Origin of the sequence: Actinophytocola sp., assembly GCF_036555685.1 — a bacterium.
GTDB lineage: Bacteria > Actinomycetota > Actinomycetes > Mycobacteriales > Pseudonocardiaceae > Actinophytocola.
This window is the reverse complement of sequence record NZ_DATBKY010000072.1, coordinates 1-19,338: the sequence shown is the minus strand read 5'-3', so window position 1 is coordinate 19,338 and position 19,338 is coordinate 1. Positions and strand designations below refer to the sequence as shown.

The 19,338-nt window shown below is 71.0% G+C and carries 20 protein-coding genes and 1 pseudogene; 13 read left to right on the top strand and 8 right to left on the bottom strand.

From position 1 onward, the window contains the following. A pseudogene (locus VH969_RS07685) lies at positions 1–98 on the top strand (2Fe-2S iron-sulfur cluster-binding protein); the annotation flags it as partial. 45 nt (positions 99–143) lie between these two features. Here VH969_RS07685 and VH969_RS07680 read toward each other — a convergent pair. Beyond that, entirely contained in the window at positions 144–524 is a 381-nt protein-coding gene (locus VH969_RS07680; RefSeq protein WP_331972651.1) for a YciI family protein, read from the bottom strand. Positions 525–779: 255 nt separating this feature from the next. Here VH969_RS07680 and VH969_RS07675 point away from each other — a divergent pair, with 255 nt between their 5' ends. Next, positions 780–1,499 (top strand): demethylmenaquinone methyltransferase, encoded by a 720-nt coding sequence (locus tag VH969_RS07675; RefSeq protein WP_331972648.1) that lies wholly within the window; start codon positions 780–782, stop codon positions 1,497–1,499. Here VH969_RS07675 and VH969_RS07670 read toward each other — a convergent pair. Further along, on the bottom strand, positions 1,456–2,010 hold the full coding sequence (locus VH969_RS07670; RefSeq protein WP_331972645.1) for a DUF4328 domain-containing protein: 555 nt from the start codon (positions 2,008–2,010) through the stop codon (positions 1,456–1,458). The genes VH969_RS07675 and VH969_RS07670 overlap by 44 nt on opposite strands. A 155-nt stretch (positions 2,011–2,165) precedes the next feature. Here VH969_RS07670 and VH969_RS07665 point away from each other — a divergent pair, with 155 nt between their 5' ends. Then, positions 2,166–3,452: a geranylgeranyl reductase family protein gene (locus VH969_RS07665; protein ID WP_331972642.1), complete on the top strand. Its 1,287-nt coding sequence runs from the start codon at positions 2,166–2,168 to the stop codon at positions 3,450–3,452. Continuing rightward, positions 3,449–4,048, top strand: a complete 600-nt coding sequence (locus VH969_RS07660) for a histidine phosphatase family protein (RefSeq protein ID WP_331972639.1) — start codon at positions 3,449–3,451, stop codon at positions 4,046–4,048. The genes VH969_RS07665 and VH969_RS07660 overlap by 4 nt, the downstream gene beginning before the upstream one ends. A 79-nt stretch (positions 4,049–4,127) precedes the next feature. Here the strand turns inward: VH969_RS07660 and VH969_RS07655 are convergent, their stop codons facing one another. Together VH969_RS07655 and VH969_RS07650 are read right to left on the bottom strand one after the other, a co-directional pair. Beyond that, the gene (locus tag VH969_RS07655; RefSeq protein WP_331972636.1) at positions 4,128–5,348 is read right to left on the bottom strand and encodes an acetyl-CoA C-acetyltransferase; all 1,221 of its coding nucleotides are present in this window, start codon (positions 5,346–5,348) and stop codon (positions 4,128–4,130) included. A 50-nt stretch (positions 5,349–5,398) separates the two neighbouring features. Then, on the bottom strand, positions 5,399–6,223 hold the full coding sequence (locus VH969_RS07650; protein ID WP_331972633.1) for an SGNH/GDSL hydrolase family protein: 825 nt from the start codon (positions 6,221–6,223) through the stop codon (positions 5,399–5,401). A gap of 234 nt (positions 6,224–6,457) precedes the next feature. Between VH969_RS07650 and VH969_RS07645 the strand changes: the two genes are divergently transcribed. The 3 genes from VH969_RS07645 (at position 6,458) to VH969_RS07635 (ending at position 10,573) form a co-directional block, all read left to right on the top strand. Continuing rightward, positions 6,458–7,834 carry a cystathionine beta-synthase gene (locus VH969_RS07645; RefSeq protein WP_331972630.1) on the top strand — a complete coding sequence of 459 codons (1,377 nt, stop codon included), beginning with the start codon at positions 6,458–6,460 and terminating at the stop codon, positions 7,832–7,834. Positions 7,835–7,933: 99 nt separating this feature from the next. Then, entirely contained in the window at positions 7,934–9,253 is a 1,320-nt protein-coding gene (locus tag VH969_RS07640) for a hypothetical protein (protein WP_331972627.1), read from the top strand. A 162-nt stretch (positions 9,254–9,415) separates the two neighbouring features. Further along, positions 9,416–10,573, top strand: a complete 1,158-nt coding sequence (locus VH969_RS07635) for a cystathionine gamma-synthase (protein ID WP_331972624.1) — start codon at positions 9,416–9,418, stop codon at positions 10,571–10,573. A gap of 56 nt (positions 10,574–10,629) precedes the next feature. On the opposite strand, the gene VH969_RS07630 is transcribed toward VH969_RS07635, so the two are convergent. Further along, the gene (locus tag VH969_RS07630; RefSeq protein WP_331972621.1) at positions 10,630–10,902 is read right to left on the bottom strand and encodes a hypothetical protein; all 273 of its coding nucleotides are present in this window, start codon (positions 10,900–10,902) and stop codon (positions 10,630–10,632) included. 134 nt (positions 10,903–11,036) lie between these two features. Between VH969_RS07630 and VH969_RS07625 the strand changes: the two genes are divergently transcribed. Next, positions 11,037–11,843: an alpha/beta fold hydrolase gene (locus VH969_RS07625; protein WP_331972618.1), complete on the top strand. Its 807-nt coding sequence runs from the start codon at positions 11,037–11,039 to the stop codon at positions 11,841–11,843. A gap of 113 nt (positions 11,844–11,956) precedes the next feature. On the opposite strand, the gene hppD is transcribed toward VH969_RS07625, so the two are convergent. After that, on the bottom strand, positions 11,957–13,144 hold the full coding sequence (gene hppD / locus VH969_RS07620; RefSeq protein ID WP_331972615.1) for a 4-hydroxyphenylpyruvate dioxygenase: 1,188 nt from the start codon (positions 13,142–13,144) through the stop codon (positions 11,957–11,959). 138 nt (positions 13,145–13,282) lie between these two features. On the opposite strand from hppD, the gene VH969_RS07615 reads away from it, so the two are divergent. Next, the gene (locus tag VH969_RS07615) at positions 13,283–13,765 is read left to right on the top strand and encodes an Lrp/AsnC family transcriptional regulator (RefSeq protein ID WP_331972612.1); all 483 of its coding nucleotides are present in this window, start codon (positions 13,283–13,285) and stop codon (positions 13,763–13,765) included. Positions 13,766–13,872: 107 nt separating this feature from the next. Here VH969_RS07615 and greA read toward each other — a convergent pair whose 3' ends face one another. After that, positions 13,873–14,370 carry a transcription elongation factor GreA gene (gene greA, locus VH969_RS07610; RefSeq protein ID WP_331972609.1) on the bottom strand — a complete coding sequence of 166 codons (498 nt, stop codon included), beginning with the start codon at positions 14,368–14,370 and terminating at the stop codon, positions 13,873–13,875. A 176-nt stretch (positions 14,371–14,546) separates the two neighbouring features. Next, entirely contained in the window at positions 14,547–14,987 is a 441-nt protein-coding gene (locus tag VH969_RS07605) for a DUF4307 domain-containing protein (protein WP_331972606.1), read from the bottom strand. Between the two features lie 140 nt (positions 14,988–15,127). On the opposite strand from VH969_RS07605, the gene mca reads away from it, so the two are divergent. The 4 genes from mca (at position 15,128) to abmR (ending at position 19,314) form a co-directional block, all read left to right on the top strand. Continuing rightward, positions 15,128–16,009, top strand: coding sequence for a mycothiol conjugate amidase Mca (gene mca / locus VH969_RS07600; RefSeq protein ID WP_331972603.1), 882 nt, complete (start codon positions 15,128–15,130; stop codon positions 16,007–16,009). Further along, on the top strand, positions 16,006–16,293 hold the full coding sequence (locus VH969_RS07595) for a hypothetical protein (protein WP_331972600.1): 288 nt from the start codon (positions 16,006–16,008) through the stop codon (positions 16,291–16,293). Before mca ends, VH969_RS07595 begins: the two co-directional genes overlap by 4 nt. A gap of 32 nt (positions 16,294–16,325) precedes the next feature. Next, positions 16,326–18,332, top strand: a complete 2,007-nt coding sequence (locus VH969_RS07590; protein WP_331972597.1) for a thioredoxin domain-containing protein — start codon at positions 16,326–16,328, stop codon at positions 18,330–18,332. Positions 18,333–18,714: 382 nt separating this feature from the next. Next, positions 18,715–19,314, top strand: coding sequence for an ATP-binding transcription factor AbmR (gene abmR / locus VH969_RS07585; protein ID WP_331972594.1), 600 nt, complete (start codon positions 18,715–18,717; stop codon positions 19,312–19,314). Positions 19,315–19,338 lie beyond the last annotated feature (24 nt).

Sequence of the window (19,338 nt, the reverse complement as noted above, 5' to 3'; positions counted from 1 at the left end):
GGACCTGCCGGGCGAAGGTGACGTCGGGCAAGGTCGAGATGCGCCGCAACTACGCGCTGGAACCGCACGAGCTGGCGGCGGGCTTCGTCCTCACCTGCCAGGCCCTGCCCCGCTCCGAAGCGGTGACGGTGGACTACGACGGCTCAGGCACCCGGCTGCGCTTCCGGCGGAAGGTCGTCGAACTCGGCCACCTGGCGGACCTCCACCTCGACCTCGCCGAACATCGCCGCGTACTCCGACGCCAGCTGAACGGCCTCCGCGCGGTCCGCGGCGTTGATCAGGGCGAAGCCGCCGATGACCTCCTTGGCCTCGGTGAACGGGCCGTCGGTCACGGTGATCTTCGCGCCCTTGTGCTTGCGGACCAGCGAGCCCGTCTGCGACGGGAGCACGCCCTCGGCCGTGATGAGCACGCCCTTCTCGGTCCACTCCTGGATCTTCGCGCCCATCTGCTCGATGAACTCCGGGCCCGGGTTCCACGCCTCCGGGGCACTCTCGTCGAGCCGGTGCATCATCAGAAAACGCATTGCTCCTCCTGTCCCTCGCCTCCGGACTGTCCCGGACGCGATGATCGGCCGTCACCAGCGCGTCGAACGGCGGCGCGCCGGTTCGACATCCGGTTCGACATCCGCTTCGACGGGAAAATCGCAAGACTTCCGGCAACGGTCGCCGGCTGGACCGACGAGCGCGCGCTCGCGCGCCGGCGCCCGGCACGCGAGTAGGGGGACGGCGAGTGGCGAGGCAGCGGAACGAGCCGTTCGACACAGTCGTAGGGTCTGGGCATGCCTCGTGCCGGCCTGGACAAGAACCCCCGCGACGTGGCCCGGATGTTCGACGGGGTGGCCAAGGGCTACGACCGGACCAACTCGGTGATGACGCTGGGCTTCGACCGGCGCTGGCGCTGGCTGACCCGCCGTGTGCTCGAGGCGACGCCCGGCGAGCGGATTCTCGACCTGGCCGCCGGCACCGCGGTGTCCACCGTCGAGTACGCCCGCTCCGGCGCCTGGTGCGTGGCCGCCGACTTCTCCCTCGGCATGTTGCACGGCGGCGAGCAGCGCGACGTGCCGAAGGTCGCCGCCGACGCGTTCCACCTGCCGTTCGCGGACGGGGCGTTCGACGCGGTCACCGTCTCCTTCGGGCTGCGCAACATGAACGACACGGTCGCCGCGCTGCGCGAGATGTGCCGCGTCGTGCGACCCGGCGGGCGGCTCGTGATCTGCGAGGTGTCCCAGCCGGCTTGGCGGCCCATTCGCTGGCTGCACCACAACGTCGTGCTCCGGCTGCTGCCCCGGGTCACCAAGCCGTTCTCGTCGAACAAGGAGGCCTACGCCTACCTCGCCGAGTCCATGCGCGACTGGCACGACCAGATGGCGCTGGCGCAGCTGATCGCCGAGGCAGGCTGGGACGAGGTCGAGTGGCTGAACCTGACCTTCGGGGTGGTCGCCCTGCACCGCGCGATCAAGCCCGCGCCACCGGATGCGGCGCCAGCTGCCGGCGAGTGACCCGCCGGACCACCACGATCACCAGGCCGCCGGCGACGCACTGCAGCGCCACCGAGAACGTCTCCGCGATCGCGAGCCCGCGCAGCTCCGGCAACGCCGGCCAGCCGCGGAGCACGTAGGTCAGCGCGAGCGCGACGAGCGTGGTCGCGAACCAGGCACCGAATGCCCAGCCGGTGGACAGCGGCCGGCGGTCGGCCAGCAGCCGCGCGTTCGCCCGGACCCGGGCCAGCCACACCAGCAACGCGATCCCGGCGGCGAGCAGCGCGATGACGTACAGCAGGCCGATCATGCGGGCGGTCGCGTCCGCGCTCGCCAGGTCGGCCACCCAGACGCCGGGCACGCCCGCGGCGTAGTCCGTGCCGACCGAGTGCCGGTGCCACGCCGACCACGCCTCCAGGACGCCGACCACGCACGCGCCCGCGACCAGGAAGGAGGCGGTCGCCGTGGGACCGAGCAGTGGCGCGGGCCGGGGTGCGCCGGGTTCGGGCAGGGTCGGTCCGCGTCGTGTCATGTCGGCCCCCGGGTACCGCGTCACTTGTGGTGATATTTACCTGTCGCGGATCGGGAGCTGTCCGTTTCCTCACGCCTGCGCGGACCGTCCGCGGCCGTAGAATGGCGGGCAGTTCGTGAACGTTTTCACAAGCCGTCTTCCTGAGGAGCCGCCGGATGAGCCGACGCAAGGCAACGGAGGACGCCGAGGTCATCGTGGTCGGCGCCGGGCCGGCCGGATCGACCGCGGCGACCTACCTGGCCCGGGCCGGGCTCGACGTGTTGCTGCTGGAGAAGAGCACGTTCCCGCGCGAGAAGGTCTGCGGCGACGGCCTGACGCCGCGCGGCGTCAAGCAGCTGATCGACCTGGGCGTCGACACCCGCGAGGAGGCCGGCTGGCTGCAGAACAAGGGGCTGCGGGTGGTCGGCGGCGGTGTGACGCTGGAGCTCGACTGGCCCGACCTCGCGACGTTCCCGCCGTACGGCGTGGTGCGCACGCGGATGGACTTCGACGAGATGCTGGCGCGGACGGCGCAGCGGGCGGGCGCGCGGCTGCTCGAGCAGACGAACGTGACCGGCGCGGTGCTCGACGAGCGGACCGGACGCGTCGAGGGTGTGGCCGCGAAGGTCGGCCCGGAGCGTGCGCCGGTGACCTACCGCGCGCCGGTCGTGCTGGCCTGCGACGGGGTGTCCGCGCGGCTCGCGCTCTCGGTCGGGCTGGACAAGATCGAGAGCCGGCCGATGGGCGTCGCGGTGCGGCGGTACTACGCCTCGCCGCGGTCGAAGGACGGCTACCTCGAGTCGCATCTGGAGCTGTGGGACCGGTCGGACCCGGCGGAGCCGAAGCTCTTGCCCGGCTACGGCTGGATCTTCGGCATGGGCGACGGGACGGTCAACGTCGGCCTGGGCATCCTGTCCACGTCCAAGGCCTTCGGCAAGACGGACTACCGGGCGCTGCTGCGGTCCTGGTTGGACGGTACGCCCGAGGAGTGGGGCTTCCGCGAGCACAACGCCACGGGCAAGATCGGCGGCGCGGCGCTGCCAATGGGCTTCAACCGCACGCCGCACTACGCGCGCGGGCTGTTGCTCGTCGGCGATGCCGGCGGCATGGTCAACCCGTTCAACGGTGAGGGGATCGGGTACGCGATGGAGTCGGCGAAGCTCGCCGCCGAGTGCGTCGTGCAGGCGCTTGCGCGGCCGGAGGGGCCGTCGCGGGAGCGCGCGCTCGCGGCCTACCCGCTGGCGCTCAAGGAATCGCTGGGCTCGTACTACCGGCTGGGCAACATCTTCAGCCGGCTGATCGGCAACCCGCTGGTGATGCGCACGGCGACGAAGTACGGCCTGCCGCGCACGACGCTGATGAGGCTCGTGCTCAAACTCCTTGCGGGCCTGTACGACCCCAAGGACGGCGACGCGTTCGACCGCATGATCACCGCCGCGACGCGCATGGCCCCGAGCGTATGAGGTTCCTGTACCTGGCCCGACACGGCGACGCCGGCGAAGGCGGCGAGCTGACCGACCGGGGCGCCGAGCAGGCGCGGCTGCTCGGCGAGCGGCTGGCCGGGGTGGGCCTGACGGCCGTGCACCACAGCCCGCTCCCGCGCGCGGCCCGGACCGCCGCGATCGTCGCCGAGGCGCTCGGCGAGGTGCCGGTGCGGGAGTCGGCGCTGGTCGCGGACTATCCGCCGTACCTGCCGCTGGCCGCAGAGCTGCCGTGGGAGTTCGCCCCGGTCGCGACCCAGTACCTGGAGCAGTTCTCGGTGGACGAGCGCTCCGGCGGCCCGGAACTGGGTGCGAAGGCGCTGGCGGAGTTCGCGACCGCGGAGAGCGGGCGCCCCTTGCTGATCACGCACAGCCAGATCGTCTGCTGGTTCGTGCGGGCGGCGCTGGACGCGCCGCAGTGGCGGTGGCTGGGCGTCAACGCGGCGAATGCCGCGCTGACGATCATCCAGTACCGCGAGATGGGCCCGTCGTCGGTGATCACCTTCAACGACCAGTCCCACCTGCCGCCGGAGCTGCGCTGGACGGGCTTCCCCGAGGACCGCCGGGCGCTGTACTAGACCCGGGCGCGGCTCCTGCGCGGTCGCCCGCAGCAGGTCGCGGACCGACCAACGCAACCTCAGGGAACCGTGACGGCAATCAGCTGAGGCGTTCCAGGATCATGGCCATGCCCTGGCCACCACCCACGCACATGGTCTCGAGGCCGAACTGCTTGTCGTGCCACTGCAGGGAGTTGACGAGCGTCGTGGCGATCCGGGCGCCGGTCATGCCGAACGGGTGGCCGACCGCGATCGCGCCGCCGTTGACGTTCAGCTTCTCCAGCGGGATCTCCAGGTCGCGGTAGGACGGGATCACCTGCGCGGCGAAGGCCTCGTTGATCTCGACCAGGTCGATGTCCGACATCGTCATCCCGGCCAGGGCCAGCGCGCGGCGCGACGCCTCGACCGGGCCCAGGCCCATGATCTCCGGCGACAGCGCGGAGACGCCGGTCGACACGATGCGCGCGAGCGGCGTGATGCCGAGCTCGGCGGCCTTCGTGTCCGACATGATCACCAGCGCGGCCGCGCCGTCGTTGAGCGGGCAGCAGTTGCCGGCCGTCACGCGGCCGTTGGGCCGGAACACGGGGTCCAAAGTGGACGTCTTCTCGTAGGTCACGCCCGGGCGTGGCCCGTCGTCGGTGTCCACCACGCGGCCGTCCGGCAGCGTCACCGGCGTGATCTCCCGCGCCCAGAAGCCGGCCTTGATCGCCTCTTCGGCGAGGTTCTGCGAGCGCACGCCGAAGTGGTCCATGTCCTCGCGCGTCACGCCCTTCGCGAGCGCGAGGTTCTCGGCGGTCTGGCCCATGGCCAGGTACACGTCCGGCACCGAGCCGTCCTGGCGCGGGTCGTGCCACTCGGTCGCACCCTCGGTGGCGGCCGCGGCGGTGCGGGCCTCGGCCTCGGCGAACAACGGGTTGTGCGTGTCCGGCCAGCTGTCCGAGCTTCCCTTGGCGTACCGCGACACCGTCTCCACGCCGGCGCTGACGAACGCCGAGCCCTCGCCGGCCTTGATCGCGTGGAACGCCATCCGCGAGGTCTGCAGGCTCGACGCGCAGTAACGGGTGACCGTGCAGCCCGGCAGGTGGTCGTAGCCAAGCTCGACGGCCACCGCGCGGCCCATGTTGAAGCCCTGCTCACCGCCCGGCAGGCCGCAGCCCAGCATCAGGTCGTCGAGCTGCGTCGGGTCCAGCTCCGGCACCTTGTCCAGCGCCGCGCGCACGATCTGCACGGCGAGATCGTCGGGCCTGATGTCGACGAGCGATCCCTTGTTCGCCCGGCCGATCGGCGAGCGGGCCGCGGACACGATGACCGCCTCTGGCATGGCGCAACTCCTTCGTCAGACGCACGGTGACACGGCGACTGACAGAGAGGCTACGCGGTGAGCAGCCCCCAACTGTGGGTCAAGCCGGCAGCATCACACAGCGGCGCGAGCAACACGCTGGCCGCGAGCTCGTAGCCGGCGCCGTTGGGGTGGAACCGGTCCGCGCTGAACAGCTCGTCCGGCCGCTGCCGGAACTCCGGGGAAACGAGCGCGGCGAGCGACACCGAGTGCGCGCCGAGCCGGTCCAGCTCGCGGCGCTGCGCGCGGGCCAGCGCGAGGCACCAGCGCGACGCGATCGTGCGCAGCGGCTGGGGGATCGGCGTGACGGCGTCCAGGTCGGGGCAGGTGCCGACGACGACCGTGGTGCCCGCGCGCATCAGCCGGCGGACCTGCTTGCCGAGCAGTGCGGCCGACGTGCCGACGCGCATCCGCGTGGTCACGTCGTTGCCGCCGATGATGATCAGGGCGAGGTCCGGTGGGTCGATCAGCGCGACGTCGACCTGCTCGTCCAGGTCCGACGTGCGCGAGCCGACGATCGCGTGCGTGGTCAGCCGGACCGGGCGGCCGGCCTCCTCGGCGAGGCCGCGCGCGAGGTGTACGCCGGGCAGCTGGTCCTCGGTGTCCGCGCCGAGGCCGGCGGCGAGGGAGTCGCCGAGGACGGCGAAGCCGAGCGCGTCGTGGGGCTCGGCGGGGACCGGGCCGGAGCCGTCGGGCAGGTACACGCCGTCGGCGTTGCGGGGCAGGCCGGTCGACTTGCCGATGATCATGCGCGCACGCCGCGACTGGCCGTTGAGCAGCCCGTACGCCGCCCCCGACAGTCCACCCACCGACCCGGCACCCAGCATCAGCGCCCGCACCACTCGCATCCCCGCCATCGCCCGCACCTCCTGATAGATGAGACGAATCGACACCGCTACCGGTTCTCAGTTACATCGCCGCAGGCGCCCTGACGTGTCCCGAGCACCGATTCCGAGTGTGTGCCGCGTCACTAGTATCGAGCTCGAAGCCGGCTCGAGAGTGTTAGGCGAACCGCAGGTCGGCGTGGTAAACGGGCGGGCCGCTAGGCTCGCGCGAGGTTGCTGGGGGCGCGTCTGAGATAGGGAGTACAGGTGGAGTACGTCGAGCACGTGATGGATCTGGTCGGCAACACGCCGTTGGTCAAGCTGAACGCGCTGGCCGATGGCCTGCCGGCCACGGTGCTCGCCAAGGTCGAGTACTTCAACCCCGGCGGCAGCGTCAAGGACCGCATCGCCCTGCGGATGATCGAGGCGGCGGAGAAGTCCGGCGAGCTCAAGCCGGGCGGCACGATCGTCGAGCCCACGTCCGGCAACACGGGTGTCGGCCTCGCGATGGTCGCCCAGCGCAAGGGCTACCGGTGCGTGTTCGTCTGCCCCGACAAGGTCAGCGAGGACAAGCGGAACGCGCTGAAGGCCTACGGCGCGGAGGTCGTGGTCTGCCCGACCGCGGTCGCGCCCGAGCACCCGGACTCCTACTACAACGTGTCCGACCGGCTCGTCGACGAGATCGACAACGCCTGGAAGCCCGACCAGTACTCCAACCCGGAGAACCCGGAGAGCCACTACCACACCACCGGGCCCGAGCTCTGGCGCCAGACCGACGGACGGATCACCCACTTCGTCGCCGGCGTCGGCACCGGCGGCACGATCTCCGGCACCGGCCGCTACCTCAAGGAGGTCTCCGACGGCCGGGTCAAGATCGTCGGCGCGGACCCGGAGGGCTCGGTGTACTCCGGCGGCAGCGGCCGGCCGTACCTGGTCGAGGGCGTCGGCGAGGACTTCTGGCCGAAGACCTACGACCGCACGGTCGCCGACGAGATCATCCCGGTGTCCGACAAGGAGTCCTTCGAGGTCACCCGGCGCCTCGCACGCGAGGAGGGGCTGCTCGTCGGCGGCTCGTGCGGGATGGCGGCGGCCGCGGCGATCCGGCTCGCGAAGCGGCTCGGCCCGGACGACGTCGTGGTCGTGCTGCTGCCCGACGGCGGCCGCGGCTACCTGTCGAAGGTGTTCAACGACGACTGGATGGCCTCCTACGGCTTCCTGCCGCCAGAGCACTCCGGCGCGACGGTCGGCGACGTGCTGCGGCGCAAGGGGACCGGCGGCGCGATGCCGGCGCTCGTGCACGCGCACCCGAACGAGACCGTCGCCGACGCCGTGGCCTACCTGCGCGAGTTCGACGTGAGCCAGATGCCGGTCGTGAACGCGGAACCGCCCGTGATGGCCGCCGAGGTCGTCGGCGCGGTCAACGAGCGGGACCTGCTGGATGCGCTGTTCACCGGCAAGGCCGCGCTCGCGGACCGGCTGGAGAACCACATGTCGCCGCCGCTGCCCACGATCGGCGCAGGTGAGCAGGTGAGCGTCGCGATGACCGCGCTGTCGGCGGCCGACGGTGCGCTCGTCCTGCTCGACGGCAAGCCTGCGGGCGTGGTCACGCGGCAGGACGTGCTCGGCTTTCTGGCGGGCCGGTGACGTGCGTCCGTCCTTACGCCGCCACCGGCAAACGGACGCACGATGCACTAGCGTTGGCCCGAACGCTTATCTAGGACATTCCGAAGGGGTTGGAACCCGATGAGCTCTCCTCAGCCGCCGAACCAACCGTGGCAGGGCGGCCAGCCACCGCAGCAGGGGGAAGGTGAGCAGAGCCAGGAGCAGCGCCCCGGCCAGCCGCCACAGCACGACCAGGACAACCCGGCGCTGTCGACTCCCGGCGCCACGCAGGCGATGCCCGGCGGGCCGTCGCAGAGCCAGGTCGGCGCCGACGGTGTCGAGCGTACCCAGGCCATCCAGCCGGGCCAGCAGCCCGGCGGCGAGGCGACCCAGGTCGTCCAGCCCGCCCAGTACGGCCAGCAACAGCAGCAGTCCGACGCCGGTGCGACGCAGATGGTGCCGCCCGGTTCGATGCCGCCCCAGCAGCCGCCCTACGCCCCGCCCGGGGCCGACCCGCAGCACTCCGGTGGGTTCGGTCAGCACACCCCGCCACCCGGCTTCGGCCAGCAGCAGCCCCCGCCGGGGTACGGGCCGCCTCCCGGTGGTCCCGGCGGGTTCGGCCAGCAACAGCCCCCGCCGGGCGGCTTCGGCCAGCAACCCGGCTTCGGTCAGCAGCCGCCGCCCGGTTTCGGCCAGCAACCGCCACCGCCACCCGGCTACGGCCCGCCCGTCGGCGGCGGGTTCGCGCAGCAGCGGGGGCTCGGCGCCGGCCCGGGCTTCGGCGGGCAGGGCCAGAACCTGCAGATGATCTCCTGGGCCATCGCCGGCCTCGTCGCCGTGCTCGGCATCGTGTGCGCGATCTGGGCCCTGGCGGACGACATCTTCTCCGGCGACATCGGCGACTACTCCGACCAGCTCTCGGGCCTGCCGGACGCGGCCAAGGACGGCGTCGCGTCCCCGGGCTTCCTCTACATCTCCACGATCATCGTGACGCTCGGCGGCCTCGCCGCGGTCGCCGGCGGTGTGCTGATCTTCCTCAAGCACAAGATGGCGGCGATGGTGACCGTTGTGGCCGGCGGCGTGCTGATCGTGGGCGCGATCCTGTACATGATCGCCATGGGTCAGTTCGACGTGGACACCGGAGACGCCCCGTTCAGCAACGTCAAGATCTTCGCGCTGATCGCCGGCATCCTGGTCGCGGGCGCGGGTGCGCTCGGCTTCTTCCCGCAGACCCGCAAGTACCTCGGTGGCGAGTCCGTGTTCGCCGGCCCGGGCGGCCCGGGCGGTCCCGGTCCGTACGGTGGTCCGCCGCCGCAGCAGGGTTTCGGCGGCCCGCCACAGCAAGGCTTCGGCGGGCCGCCCCCGGGCGGGTTCGGCCAGCAGCCGCCGCCGGGGCAGGGCTTCGGTGGTCCGCCGCCGCAGCAGGGGCCGCCGCAGCAGGGGCCGCCGCAGCAGTGGTGACCAGACATTGAGAAGACGCCGGTGGGCAGGTGCCCGCCGGCGTCTTCTTCATCACCGGTCCGAGTGAACTAAAAGCCGGGTTCCCGACGTTCCTGTTGGTGACGGAGCAGGATCCGCTTCCCACATGCTGGGCACGTCAGTGAGAGGTAATAACCTGTGAGCATGGGAGACGACACGAGCCGGTGGGGCTTTGAGACCCGGGCCATCCATGCAGGTCAGCGGCCCGATCCGCGAACCGGCTCGGTGATCGTGCCGATCTACGCGACCTCGACGTTCGTGCAGGACGGCGTCGGCAGACTGCGCGAAGGCGGCTACGAGTACTCCCGCACCGCCAATCCGACTCGCACCGCGCTCGAGGAGTCGCTCGCCTCGCTTGAGGGCGGCCGGCACGGGCTGACGTTCTCCTCCGGCATGGCGGCGTCCGACGTCGCGCTCCGGTCGATCACCCGCCCCGGCGACCACGTGATCCTCGGCGGCGACGTGTACGGCGGAACGTTCCGCCTGCTCGACAAGGTGCTCTCGATGTGGGGCCTCGAGTACACGACGGTCGACCTGGCCGACGTGGCCGTGGCGCGTGCGGCGATCCGGCCGAACACCAAGGTCATCTGGTGCGAGACGCCGACCAACCCGCTGCTCGGCATCGCCGACATCGCCGCGCTGGCGGACGTCGCGGCCGAGGCGGGCGCGAAGCTGGTCGTCGACAACACGTTCGCGACGCCGTACCTGCAGTCCCCGCTCGGCCTCGGCGCCGACGTGGTGCTGCACTCCACGACCAAGTACCTCGGCGGCCACTCCGACGTCGTCGGCGGCGCGCTGATCACCTCCGACGACGCGCTGTACGAGGAGTTCGCGTTCCTGCGCAACGCCGTCGGCAACGTGCCGGGCCCGTTCGACGCGTACCTGACGCTGCGCGGCGCGAAGACGCTCGCGCTGCGCATGGAGCGGCACAGCGACAACGCCGAGCGCATCGTCGAGGCGCTGACCGGCCACCCGCGGGTCACCAAGGTCTACTACCCCGGCCTGCCCGAGCACCCCGGCCACGAGCTCGCGGCCAAGCAGATGCGCCGGTTCGGCGGCATGGTGTCGTTCGCCGTGGCGGGCGGCGAGGAGGCGGCCCTGGCGGTCGCGTCCCGCACGAAGCTCTTCCTCCTGGGTGAGTCGCTCGGCGGCGTCGAGTCGCTGATCGAGCACCCGCACAAGATGACCCACGCCAGCGCGACGGGCTCCCCGCTGCAGATCCCCGGCGACGTGCTGAGGCTGTCCGTCGGCATCGAGGACGGCGCCGACCTCGTGCAGGACCTGCTGCAGGCGCTGGGCTGAGGCTTCGACCAAAACGGCCCCTCCGGTTCGCCGGAGGGGCCGTTTCGCGTCTGCGGTTACGGCAGCGAGTCGCTGTCGGTCAGCTCGTTCAGCGCGGGCTCGGCCGGCTCCGGCTGCTTGCGCGTCTGCTGGTGCGCCGGCGGGAGCTGGGCGGGATCGACACAGCTGTCGACGAGCTCCATCTGCCCGTCGGCACGCTGCACGTAGCGGCCCGGGTCGGCGCAGCCTGCCTGGTGGACGCTGAAAACCGCGACACCCGCGAGGACCGCCGCCGCCAACGATGCCCCCGCGAGCGGGAGCACTCCCGCCACCCGTGACCCGACCGCCATGCCTGTTCCCCATATCCGCGTGCTGTGTGCAACCGAGAATACCCGGCCGCGAAAAGTTACGTGTGTCGCTTGTCGATCCGGCCCCGCCCTGCTCGACGCGTATGCGTCGACCCACAACTTCAGGGAGAGCAGAGATGAGCCAGCCCGCAGGCCCCGGCCGCTACGCCGACGTCAACGGACTGAGGATGTACTACGAGGTGCACGGCGACGACATAGTTGCCGGCGATCCGCCGCTCGTGTTGGTGCACGGCGCCTTCTCCGCGACCGGCACCTCGTGGGGCGCGCTGATCGACGGGCTCGCGCGGGGCCGGCGGGTGATCTCCGTGGAGCAGCAGGGTCACGGGCACACCGGCGACATCGACCGGCCGCTGCGGATCGAGCAGATGGCCGCGGACACCGTCGCACTCCTCGATGCGATCGGCGTCGACCGCGCCGACGTCTGGGGCTACAGCATGGGCGCCGCGGTCGCCCTCACGATCGGCCTCGAGCACCCGCGGAAGGTGCGCAAGCTCGTCCTGCAGTCCGTCGCGATCAACGACGACGGCTACCACCCGGGCTACTTCGAGATGATGGACACGATCCGGCCGGAGATGCTGCACGGCAGCCCGTACCACGACGAGTACCTCGCGGCCGCACCGCGACCGGAGGACTTCGACACGCTCGTCGGCAAGGTCAAGGACATGGTCGGCCACACGAAGCCGGCCGACCCGGACGCGGTACGCGCCATGGCCTCGCCCGTGCTGACGATCATGGGCGACTCGGACATCTTCCGTCCCGAGCACGCGGTCGAGCTGTTCCGGCTGACCGGCGGCGGCGTCAACGGCGACCTCGCCGGCTTGCCGCGCTCGCGGCTCGCGATCCTGCCCGGCACGTCGCACAGCGCCTCCGTGGCGCAGGTTCCGCTGCTGCTGGCGCTGGTCCCGGCGTTCCTCGAGGCGTGAGCCCGGGTTGTTAGCCGGTTGTTAGCGGCCACCGCCATCCTTTGGCGCACTGGGGGCGAAGTGGCGCGCCGGTGATGCGTGGAGGGGAGCCATGATCACCGGCGCGCCGGGCGTCAGAGGTTGCCGCGGCGCTCCTGCTCGCGCTCGATCGCCTCGAACAGCGCCTTGAAGTTGCCCTTGCCGAAGCCGAGCGAGCCGTGCCGCTCGATCAGCTCGTAGAACACCGTCGGCCGGTCGCCGATCGGCTTGGTGAAGATCTGCAGCAGGTAGCCGTCCTCGTCGCGGTCGACCAGGATCCGGTGCTTCTTGAGCGTCTCGATCGGCACGCGCACTTTGCCGATCCGCGCACGCAATTCGGGGTCGTCGTAGTACGAGTCCGGAGTGTCCAGGAACTCCACGCCGGCCTCGCGCATCGCGGTGATCGTGGCGATGATGTCGTTCGTGGCGAGCGCGATGTGCTGGCAGCCCGCGCCGTCGTAGTACTCGAGGTACTCGTCGATCTGGGACTTCTTCCTCGCGATCGCCGGCTCGTTGAGCGGGAACTTGACCCGGTGGTTGCCGTTGGAGACGACCTTGCTCATCAGCGCCGAGTAGTCCGTGGCGATGTCGTCGCCGACGAACTCCGCCATGTTCACGAAGCCCATGACCCGGTTGTAGAACTCGACCCAGTAGTCCATCCTGCCGAGCTCGACGTTGCCGACGCAGTGGTCGACCGCCTGGAACAGCCGCTTGCGGGCGGGGACCGTGGACTCCTTGGCCACGTAGCCCGGTAGGTACGGGCCGTCGTAGCGGGAGCGGTCGACGAGCGAGTGGCGGGTCTCGCCGTACGCCGCGATCGCCGCGCGCCGGATGGTGCCGTGCTCGTCGGAGACGTCGTGCGGCTCCTCGAGCACCGTGGCGCCCTGGGCCCGCGCGTGCTCGACGCACTTGTCCACGTCGGCGACCTCGAGCGCGAGGTCGACCACGCCGTCGCCGTGCTTGCGGTGGTGGTCGTGGTGCTCGCTGTCCGGGTGCACACCGCCGTTGATCACGAAGCGGGCCGAGCCGGACTTCAGCACGAACGACTTGTGGTCGCGGTTGCCGGTCTCGGGGCCCGAGTAGGCGACGAGCCGCATGCCGAACGCGACCTGGTAGAACCACGCGGTCTGTGTGGCGTTCCCGACGACGAACACGACGGCGTCCATCGCGCGGACGGGGAAGGGGTCCTTGGACTCGTCGTAGTCCACGAGCCCGACGAGCTGCCGCAGCTGGTCGAAGCTGACGTCGTCGTACTGTCGCTGCTGGTTGAGGATGCCGGTCATCGTGTCCTCCCTGCTGGACGTCGCGCTGACCGCAGGATCTGCCCCGTCGAGCAGTCTGCGCAACCGGCGCTCTTCTTGGTGGACAACCTGTGCAATGTCCGCAGCCTGAGAGTGGACGGAATGAGGCATTCTGTGTAGATGAGCGATCAGGTTGACACACTCGACGCGTTGGACTCACGCCTGCTGCTCCTGCTGTCCGACGAGCCCCGGCTGGGCGTGCTGGAGTGCTCGCGGCGGCTGGGCGTGGCGCGTGGGACGGTGCAGGCGCGGATGGACCGGCTGGAGCGGCGCGGGGTGTTGCGGGGCTTCCCGCCGGACGTCGACCTGGCGGCGGTCGGCTACGGGTTGACCGCCTTCGCCGTGCTGGAGATCGCGCAGGGGAAGCGGTCGGAGGTCGCCTCCCGGCTGGCGGCCATCGACGAGGTGTGCGAGGTGCACGCGACGACCGGCGAAGGGGACCTGCTGGTTCGGATGGTGGCCCGGTCCAACGCCGACCTGCAGCGCGTGATCGACGAGGTCGTCGACGTGCGGTGGGTGCGGCGGACGTCCACGTCGATCGCGCTGTCCACGCCTATCCCGCCGCGGGTTCGACCCCTGCTGGAGCGAGTTGCCGGGTCCTAGGCGTGGACGTGCGTCGTCTTCCCGTGTCCGGCCCATACAGACGAACGGTCCGGAGCCGTTGGCTCCGGACCTCGTCCGCGACCGCTCGAAATGCGCATCCGACCCGCTCAGCCGGCGTAGGGCACCGCCTTGACCAGCGTGACCTCCTGGGTGCTGCCGTTCGGCAGCTCGTAGGACCGGGTCTCGCCCTCCTTGGCGCCCAGCAGCGCCTTGCCCAGCGGTGACTCCGGCGAGTAGACCTCCAGGCCGCCCTCCGCGCCTTCCTCGCGCGTGGCAAGCAGGAACTTCTCCGTCTCGTCGTCGCCCTCGTAGCGGATGGTGAGCACCTTGCCGGGCTCCGCGAGCCCGTCGTTGGCCGGCGCCTCGCCGACCTTCGCGTTGCGCAACAGCTCCTGCAGGTGCCGGATCCGCGCCTCGGCCTGGCCCTGCTCCTCACGCGCCGCGTGGTAACCCCCGTTCTCCTTGAGGTCCCCCTCCTCGCGGCTGGCGTTGATCTTCGCGGCGATAACCGGGCGATTCTCGATCAGCTCGTCAAGCTCTTGCTTGAGCCGGCTGTAGGCCTCCTGGGTCAGCCAGGTCACCTGGGTGTCGCTCACGGTCACCAACTCCTCGCTAATACTTCCGGGTCCCGCGGATTCGGGCCGGTAGTTCCCGGGCGGCGGCGAACACCCGGAACGGAAAAACACGGCCCCGCCAGGGGCCGTGCAGGTAAGACAGGATATCACGGTAGCCACAGAGGCAATGTCCGATTAATCCGATTTACCAGCGGGAAGTGCGCAGTTCACCCTGATGGCGGCAGGCTCGTGGACAGGTATGGCGGAACCTGATATGAGCAGCCGAACACGTCCGCCGTGACCGGTTCGTCACTGCTCCGGATCGACGTGGTGACGCGCATGGTGACCGGGCCGGGCGGGACCAGAACCTCCCGGCGGCCCCCTTCCTCTCCGTTACGGATCCGGGTGCGCACGATGCAGACCGCGGGCCGCTCCGGGGCGTCCCTGGTGATCTCGAAGGTGAACCGCATGGTGTCGTCGGCACGGTTCTCGAAGCCGACCTGCTGGGTCTGGATGGGGGCGGTGCCGAGGTTCTGGTAGCCGAACCACGCGACGACGCCACCCAGCAACAGAGCGCAGGCACCGAGGATCCAGTACGTCCGCCGCGACGTCTTGCGAGGTCGCGTGCCGTACCGATCGTCCAGCACCGTTCTATCCGGTGCTGTCATCCTGGCCCTCCACGTGGATTTGTCGGACCCGCCGGGAACAATGCACCCGGCCGGTTTGGTTCGAACAACCAGGTTGAGTATCCGGCAGGCGCACGGGGGTGCCGGCCCGGGGTGAAGTGCCACAGGGAGGACGACGGATCATGGCGGAGAAGCTGCGACTGATGGCGGTGCACGCGCACCCGGACGACGAGTCGAGCAAGGGTGCGGCCACCATGGTCAAGTACGTGGCCGAGGGGCACGAAGTCATGGTGGCGACCTGCACGGGCGGCGAGCGGGGCAGCATCCTCAACCCCGCGATGGAGCGCCCCGACGTGCTCGAGAACATGAACGAGTACCGCCGCAAGGAGATGGCCAGAGCGGCCGAGATCCTCGGCGTGCAGCACAGATGGCTGGGCTTCGTCGACTCCGGGCTGCCGGAGGGCGACCCGAAGCCACCGCTGCCCGAGGGCTGCTTCGCGGTCGTACCGCTGTCCGAGTCGGTGCCGCCGCTGGTCAAGCTGATGCGCGAGTTCAAGCCGCACGTGGTGATCACCTACGACGAGAACGGCGGCTACCCGCACCCCGACCACATCCGCTGCCACGAGGTGTCGGTCGCGGCGTTCGACGCGGCGGGGGACCCGGATCTGCACCCCGAGGCCGGCGACCCGTGGACGCCGTTGAAGCTGTACTACTCGCACGGGTTCTCCCGCAGGCGCCTGGTGGCCGTGCACGAGGCGCTGCTGGCCCGCGGCCTGGAGTCGCCGTACGCCGAGTGGCTGAAGAACTGGGACGAGAAGCGCGGCGACGTGGCCGACCGGGTGACGACGCGGATCGAGTGTGGGGAATACTTCGAGACGAGGGACGCCGCGCTGCTTGCCCACGCCACGCAGATCGACCCCGACAGCCGGTGGTTCGCCGTGCCGCTCGAGGTGCAGCGGGACGTGTGGCCGTACGAGGAGTACGAGCTGGTGCGGTCCCTTGTGGACACGACACTGCCCGAGGACGACCTGTTCTCCGGGATCAGCGAGAAGGTAAGTGCATGACGTTTGCGGGCTACGACCAGGTGACCGGCACGGTCGCCCTGGTCGCCCAGCCGACGGACAAGGATCCGGCGCCGACCGAGGACACCGGCAAGTCCTCCCCGACGGGTCTGTTCGTGGTGCTGCTCCTGCTCGTCGCGGTGGTCCTGCTGGTCCGCTCGATGACCAAGCACCTGAAGCGGGTGCCCGCGAGCTTCGACGACGACGAGCCCGAGGACAAGGAGACCGCCCCGCCGACGAACGGCGAGGATCCGGCCGATTCCGACGGCGGAACCGCGAAGAACTGACGCGCCGGGCCCGCGTTTGAGAGGCTGGGCACATGGCGAACCGGCTGGCCGACGCAACGAGCCCGTACCTGCTGCAGCACGCGGAGAACCCGGTCGAGTGGTGGCCGTGGTCCGAGGAGGCGTTCGCCGAGGCGCGGCGCCGTGACGTGCCGATCCTGCTGTCGGTCGGCTATGCGGCGTGCCACTGGTGCCACGTGATGGCGCACGAGTCGTTCGAGGACGACGAGACCGCCAAGCTCATGAACGAGGCGTTCGTGAACATCAAGGTGGACCGCGAGGAGCGGCCCGACGTCGACGCGGTGTACATGACCGCGACGCAGGCGATGACCGGCCAGGGCGGGTGGCCGATGACGTGCTTCCTCACCCCGGACGGCGCGCCGTTCCATTGCGGCACGTACTACCCGCCCGCGCCGCGGTCCGGCATGCCGTCGTTCCGCCAGCTGCTCACGGCCGTCGGCGAGGCGTGGTCGAACCGGGACGGCGAGGTACGCGAGGCCGGTACGCGCATCGTGGCCGAGCTGGCGAAGCAGACCGCCGCGCTCCCGATGTCCACTGTGGATGCCGATGCGCTGGACGGGGCGGCGCTGTCGATGCTGCCGGAGTACGACCGGCGCCACGGCGGGTTCGGCACGGCGCCGAAGTTCCCGCCGTCGATGGTGCTGGAGTTCCTGCTGCGCCACCACGAGCGCACCGGCTCGGTCGAAGCGTTGTCCATTGTGGAGGGAACTGCCGACGCGATGGCGAACGGCGGCATCTACGACCAGCTGGACGGCGGCTTCGCGCGGTACAGCGTGGACGCCGGCTGGGTGGTGCCGCACTTCGAGAAGATGTTGTACGACAACGCGTTGCTGCTGCGGTTCTACACGCACCTGGCGCTGCGCACGGGTTCGGCGCGGCACCGGGAGGTGGCCTCGCAGACCGCGGAGTTCATGCTGCGCCGGCTGCGGACGCCCGAGGGCGGCTTCGCCGCGTCGCTCGACGCGGACACCGAGGGCGTCGAGGGCCTGACGTACGCGTGGACGCCCGCGCAGCTGGCCGAGGTGCTCGGCGCGGACGACGGCGCGTGGGTCGCGGGGCTGCTGGGCGTCACGGAGTCCGGCACGTTCGAACACGGCACGTCGACGCTGCGCATGATGCGCCAGCCGGAGGTGCCGGCGCGGTGGACCCGGGCCCGCGAGCGCCTGCTGCTCGCCCGCGACGCCCGCCCGCAGCCGGGGCGCGACGACAAGGTGGTCACGGCGTGGAACGGGCTGGCGATCGGCGCGCTGGCGTACGCGGGTGCCGCGTTCGGCGTGGGCGACTGGATCGACGCGGCCACGGCGGCCGCCACCCTGGTGTCCGACAAGCACCTGGTCTCCGGCCGCCTGCGCCGGGCGTCCCGCGACGGCGTGGCCGGTCCGGCCGCCGGGGTGCTGGAGGACTACGGCTGCCTTGCCGAGGGCCTGCTGGCCCTGCACCAGGCGACGGGTTCGGCCCGCTGGCTGGACGCGGCGGTCGGCCTGCTGGACACGGCGCTGGCGCACTTCGCGGACGAGTCGTCGCCCGGCGCCTTCCACGACACGGCCGACGACGCGGATGCCCTGGTGTGGCGCCCGTCCGACCCGAGTGACAACGCGAGCCCGTCGGGCGCGTCAGCCACGGCGAGCGCGCTGCTGACCGCGTCCGCGCTGGTGGGCCCGGACCGCTCCGCGCGCTACCGGGCCGCCGCCGAGGAAGCCGTCGCCCGGGCCGGGATGCTGGCGTCGCGGGCGCCGCGGTTCGCCGGCCACTGGTTGTCGGTCGCCGAGGCACTGGTCCAGGGCCCGATCCAGGTGGCGATAGTCGGCAACCCAGCCGACTCCCGCCGCGAAGCCCTGGTGGACGCGGCAGTACGCCACGCCCCCGGCGGCGCGGTCGTCTTGGCCGGCGCCCCCGACGAGGTCCCACTCCTGGCGGACCGCCCTCTGGTCGACGGCCTTCCGGCGGCCTACGTATGCCACGGCTACGTGTGCGACCGCCCGGTGACGGAGGTAGGCGAGCTGGTAACGGCGTTGAGCTGACCCATCCCGACGCCGGGAGCTCACCGGCGTGCCCGCCGAGCCGAATCGTCATCCCGCTGCGCCGACCGGTCACGCCCGCGGCCTGGGACTTGTCATACCCCACGGGCGCCGCTGCGCTGGCTCGTCGTGCCGCCACTGAGAGGCGTCTCAACCACTCGCACCGGCCTTGTCAGCGGTCATCCGTAGGCTGGTGAACGGGGGGCCGGAGGCCACCATTGATCATGAAACTGCGGCTGAGCTGCGAGTTCACCCCCACCCACCTTGCATTCTCGTCCGCCCCGAGCGAACGTGATGGCGTAATCGCGTTACGCGCGTAACCTTGTAATCATGTAAGTCAGCCGAACGGGAGGCTGTCATGTTCGGAGAGTGCGGGGTGGGATTCATGGGTCCACGAGGACATCGCTGGGGTCCGGGTCGTGGCTGGGGCGGTCCTGGCCGCGGCCGCGGGCGCGGGGGCTGGCAGCAGGCCGACCTGCCGTCCGCGGACGACGCGGCCGCGTGGTTCGCCGGGCGGCTGCCGGAAGGCTGGTTCACCGAGGCGCCGATGGTCGTGGTCGACCGCGAGGAGATCACGGTCGTCGGCCAGCTGCCCGCTTTGGAAGGCGAGTTCGCCGACGACGCGGAACGCGCCGCGGCCGAGTCGGGCCGGATCAGCCGGTTCCGCGAGGAGACCCGGGACGAGCGCATCGAGATCGCGAGGCAGGCCGAGCACCGCTACGGCCGCAAGGTCGCCTGGGGCGCGAAGATCGGCAACACGGAGGAGCTGTTCACGACCCTCTCGGTGCCGGTGATGACCCGCCTGCGCCAGGAGGAGCGCCTGATCCTCGACACCCTGGTGGACGCCGGCGTGGCTCGCTCGCGTTCGGAGGCCCTCGCCTGGGCGGTCCGCCTGGTCGGCGAGCACGCCGAGGAGTGGCTGAGCTCGCTGCGCGAAGCGATGTCGAAGGTCGACGACCTCCGCGCCCAGGGGCCCGAGGTCTGACCCGGCCTGTGGGGCACCCCCGCC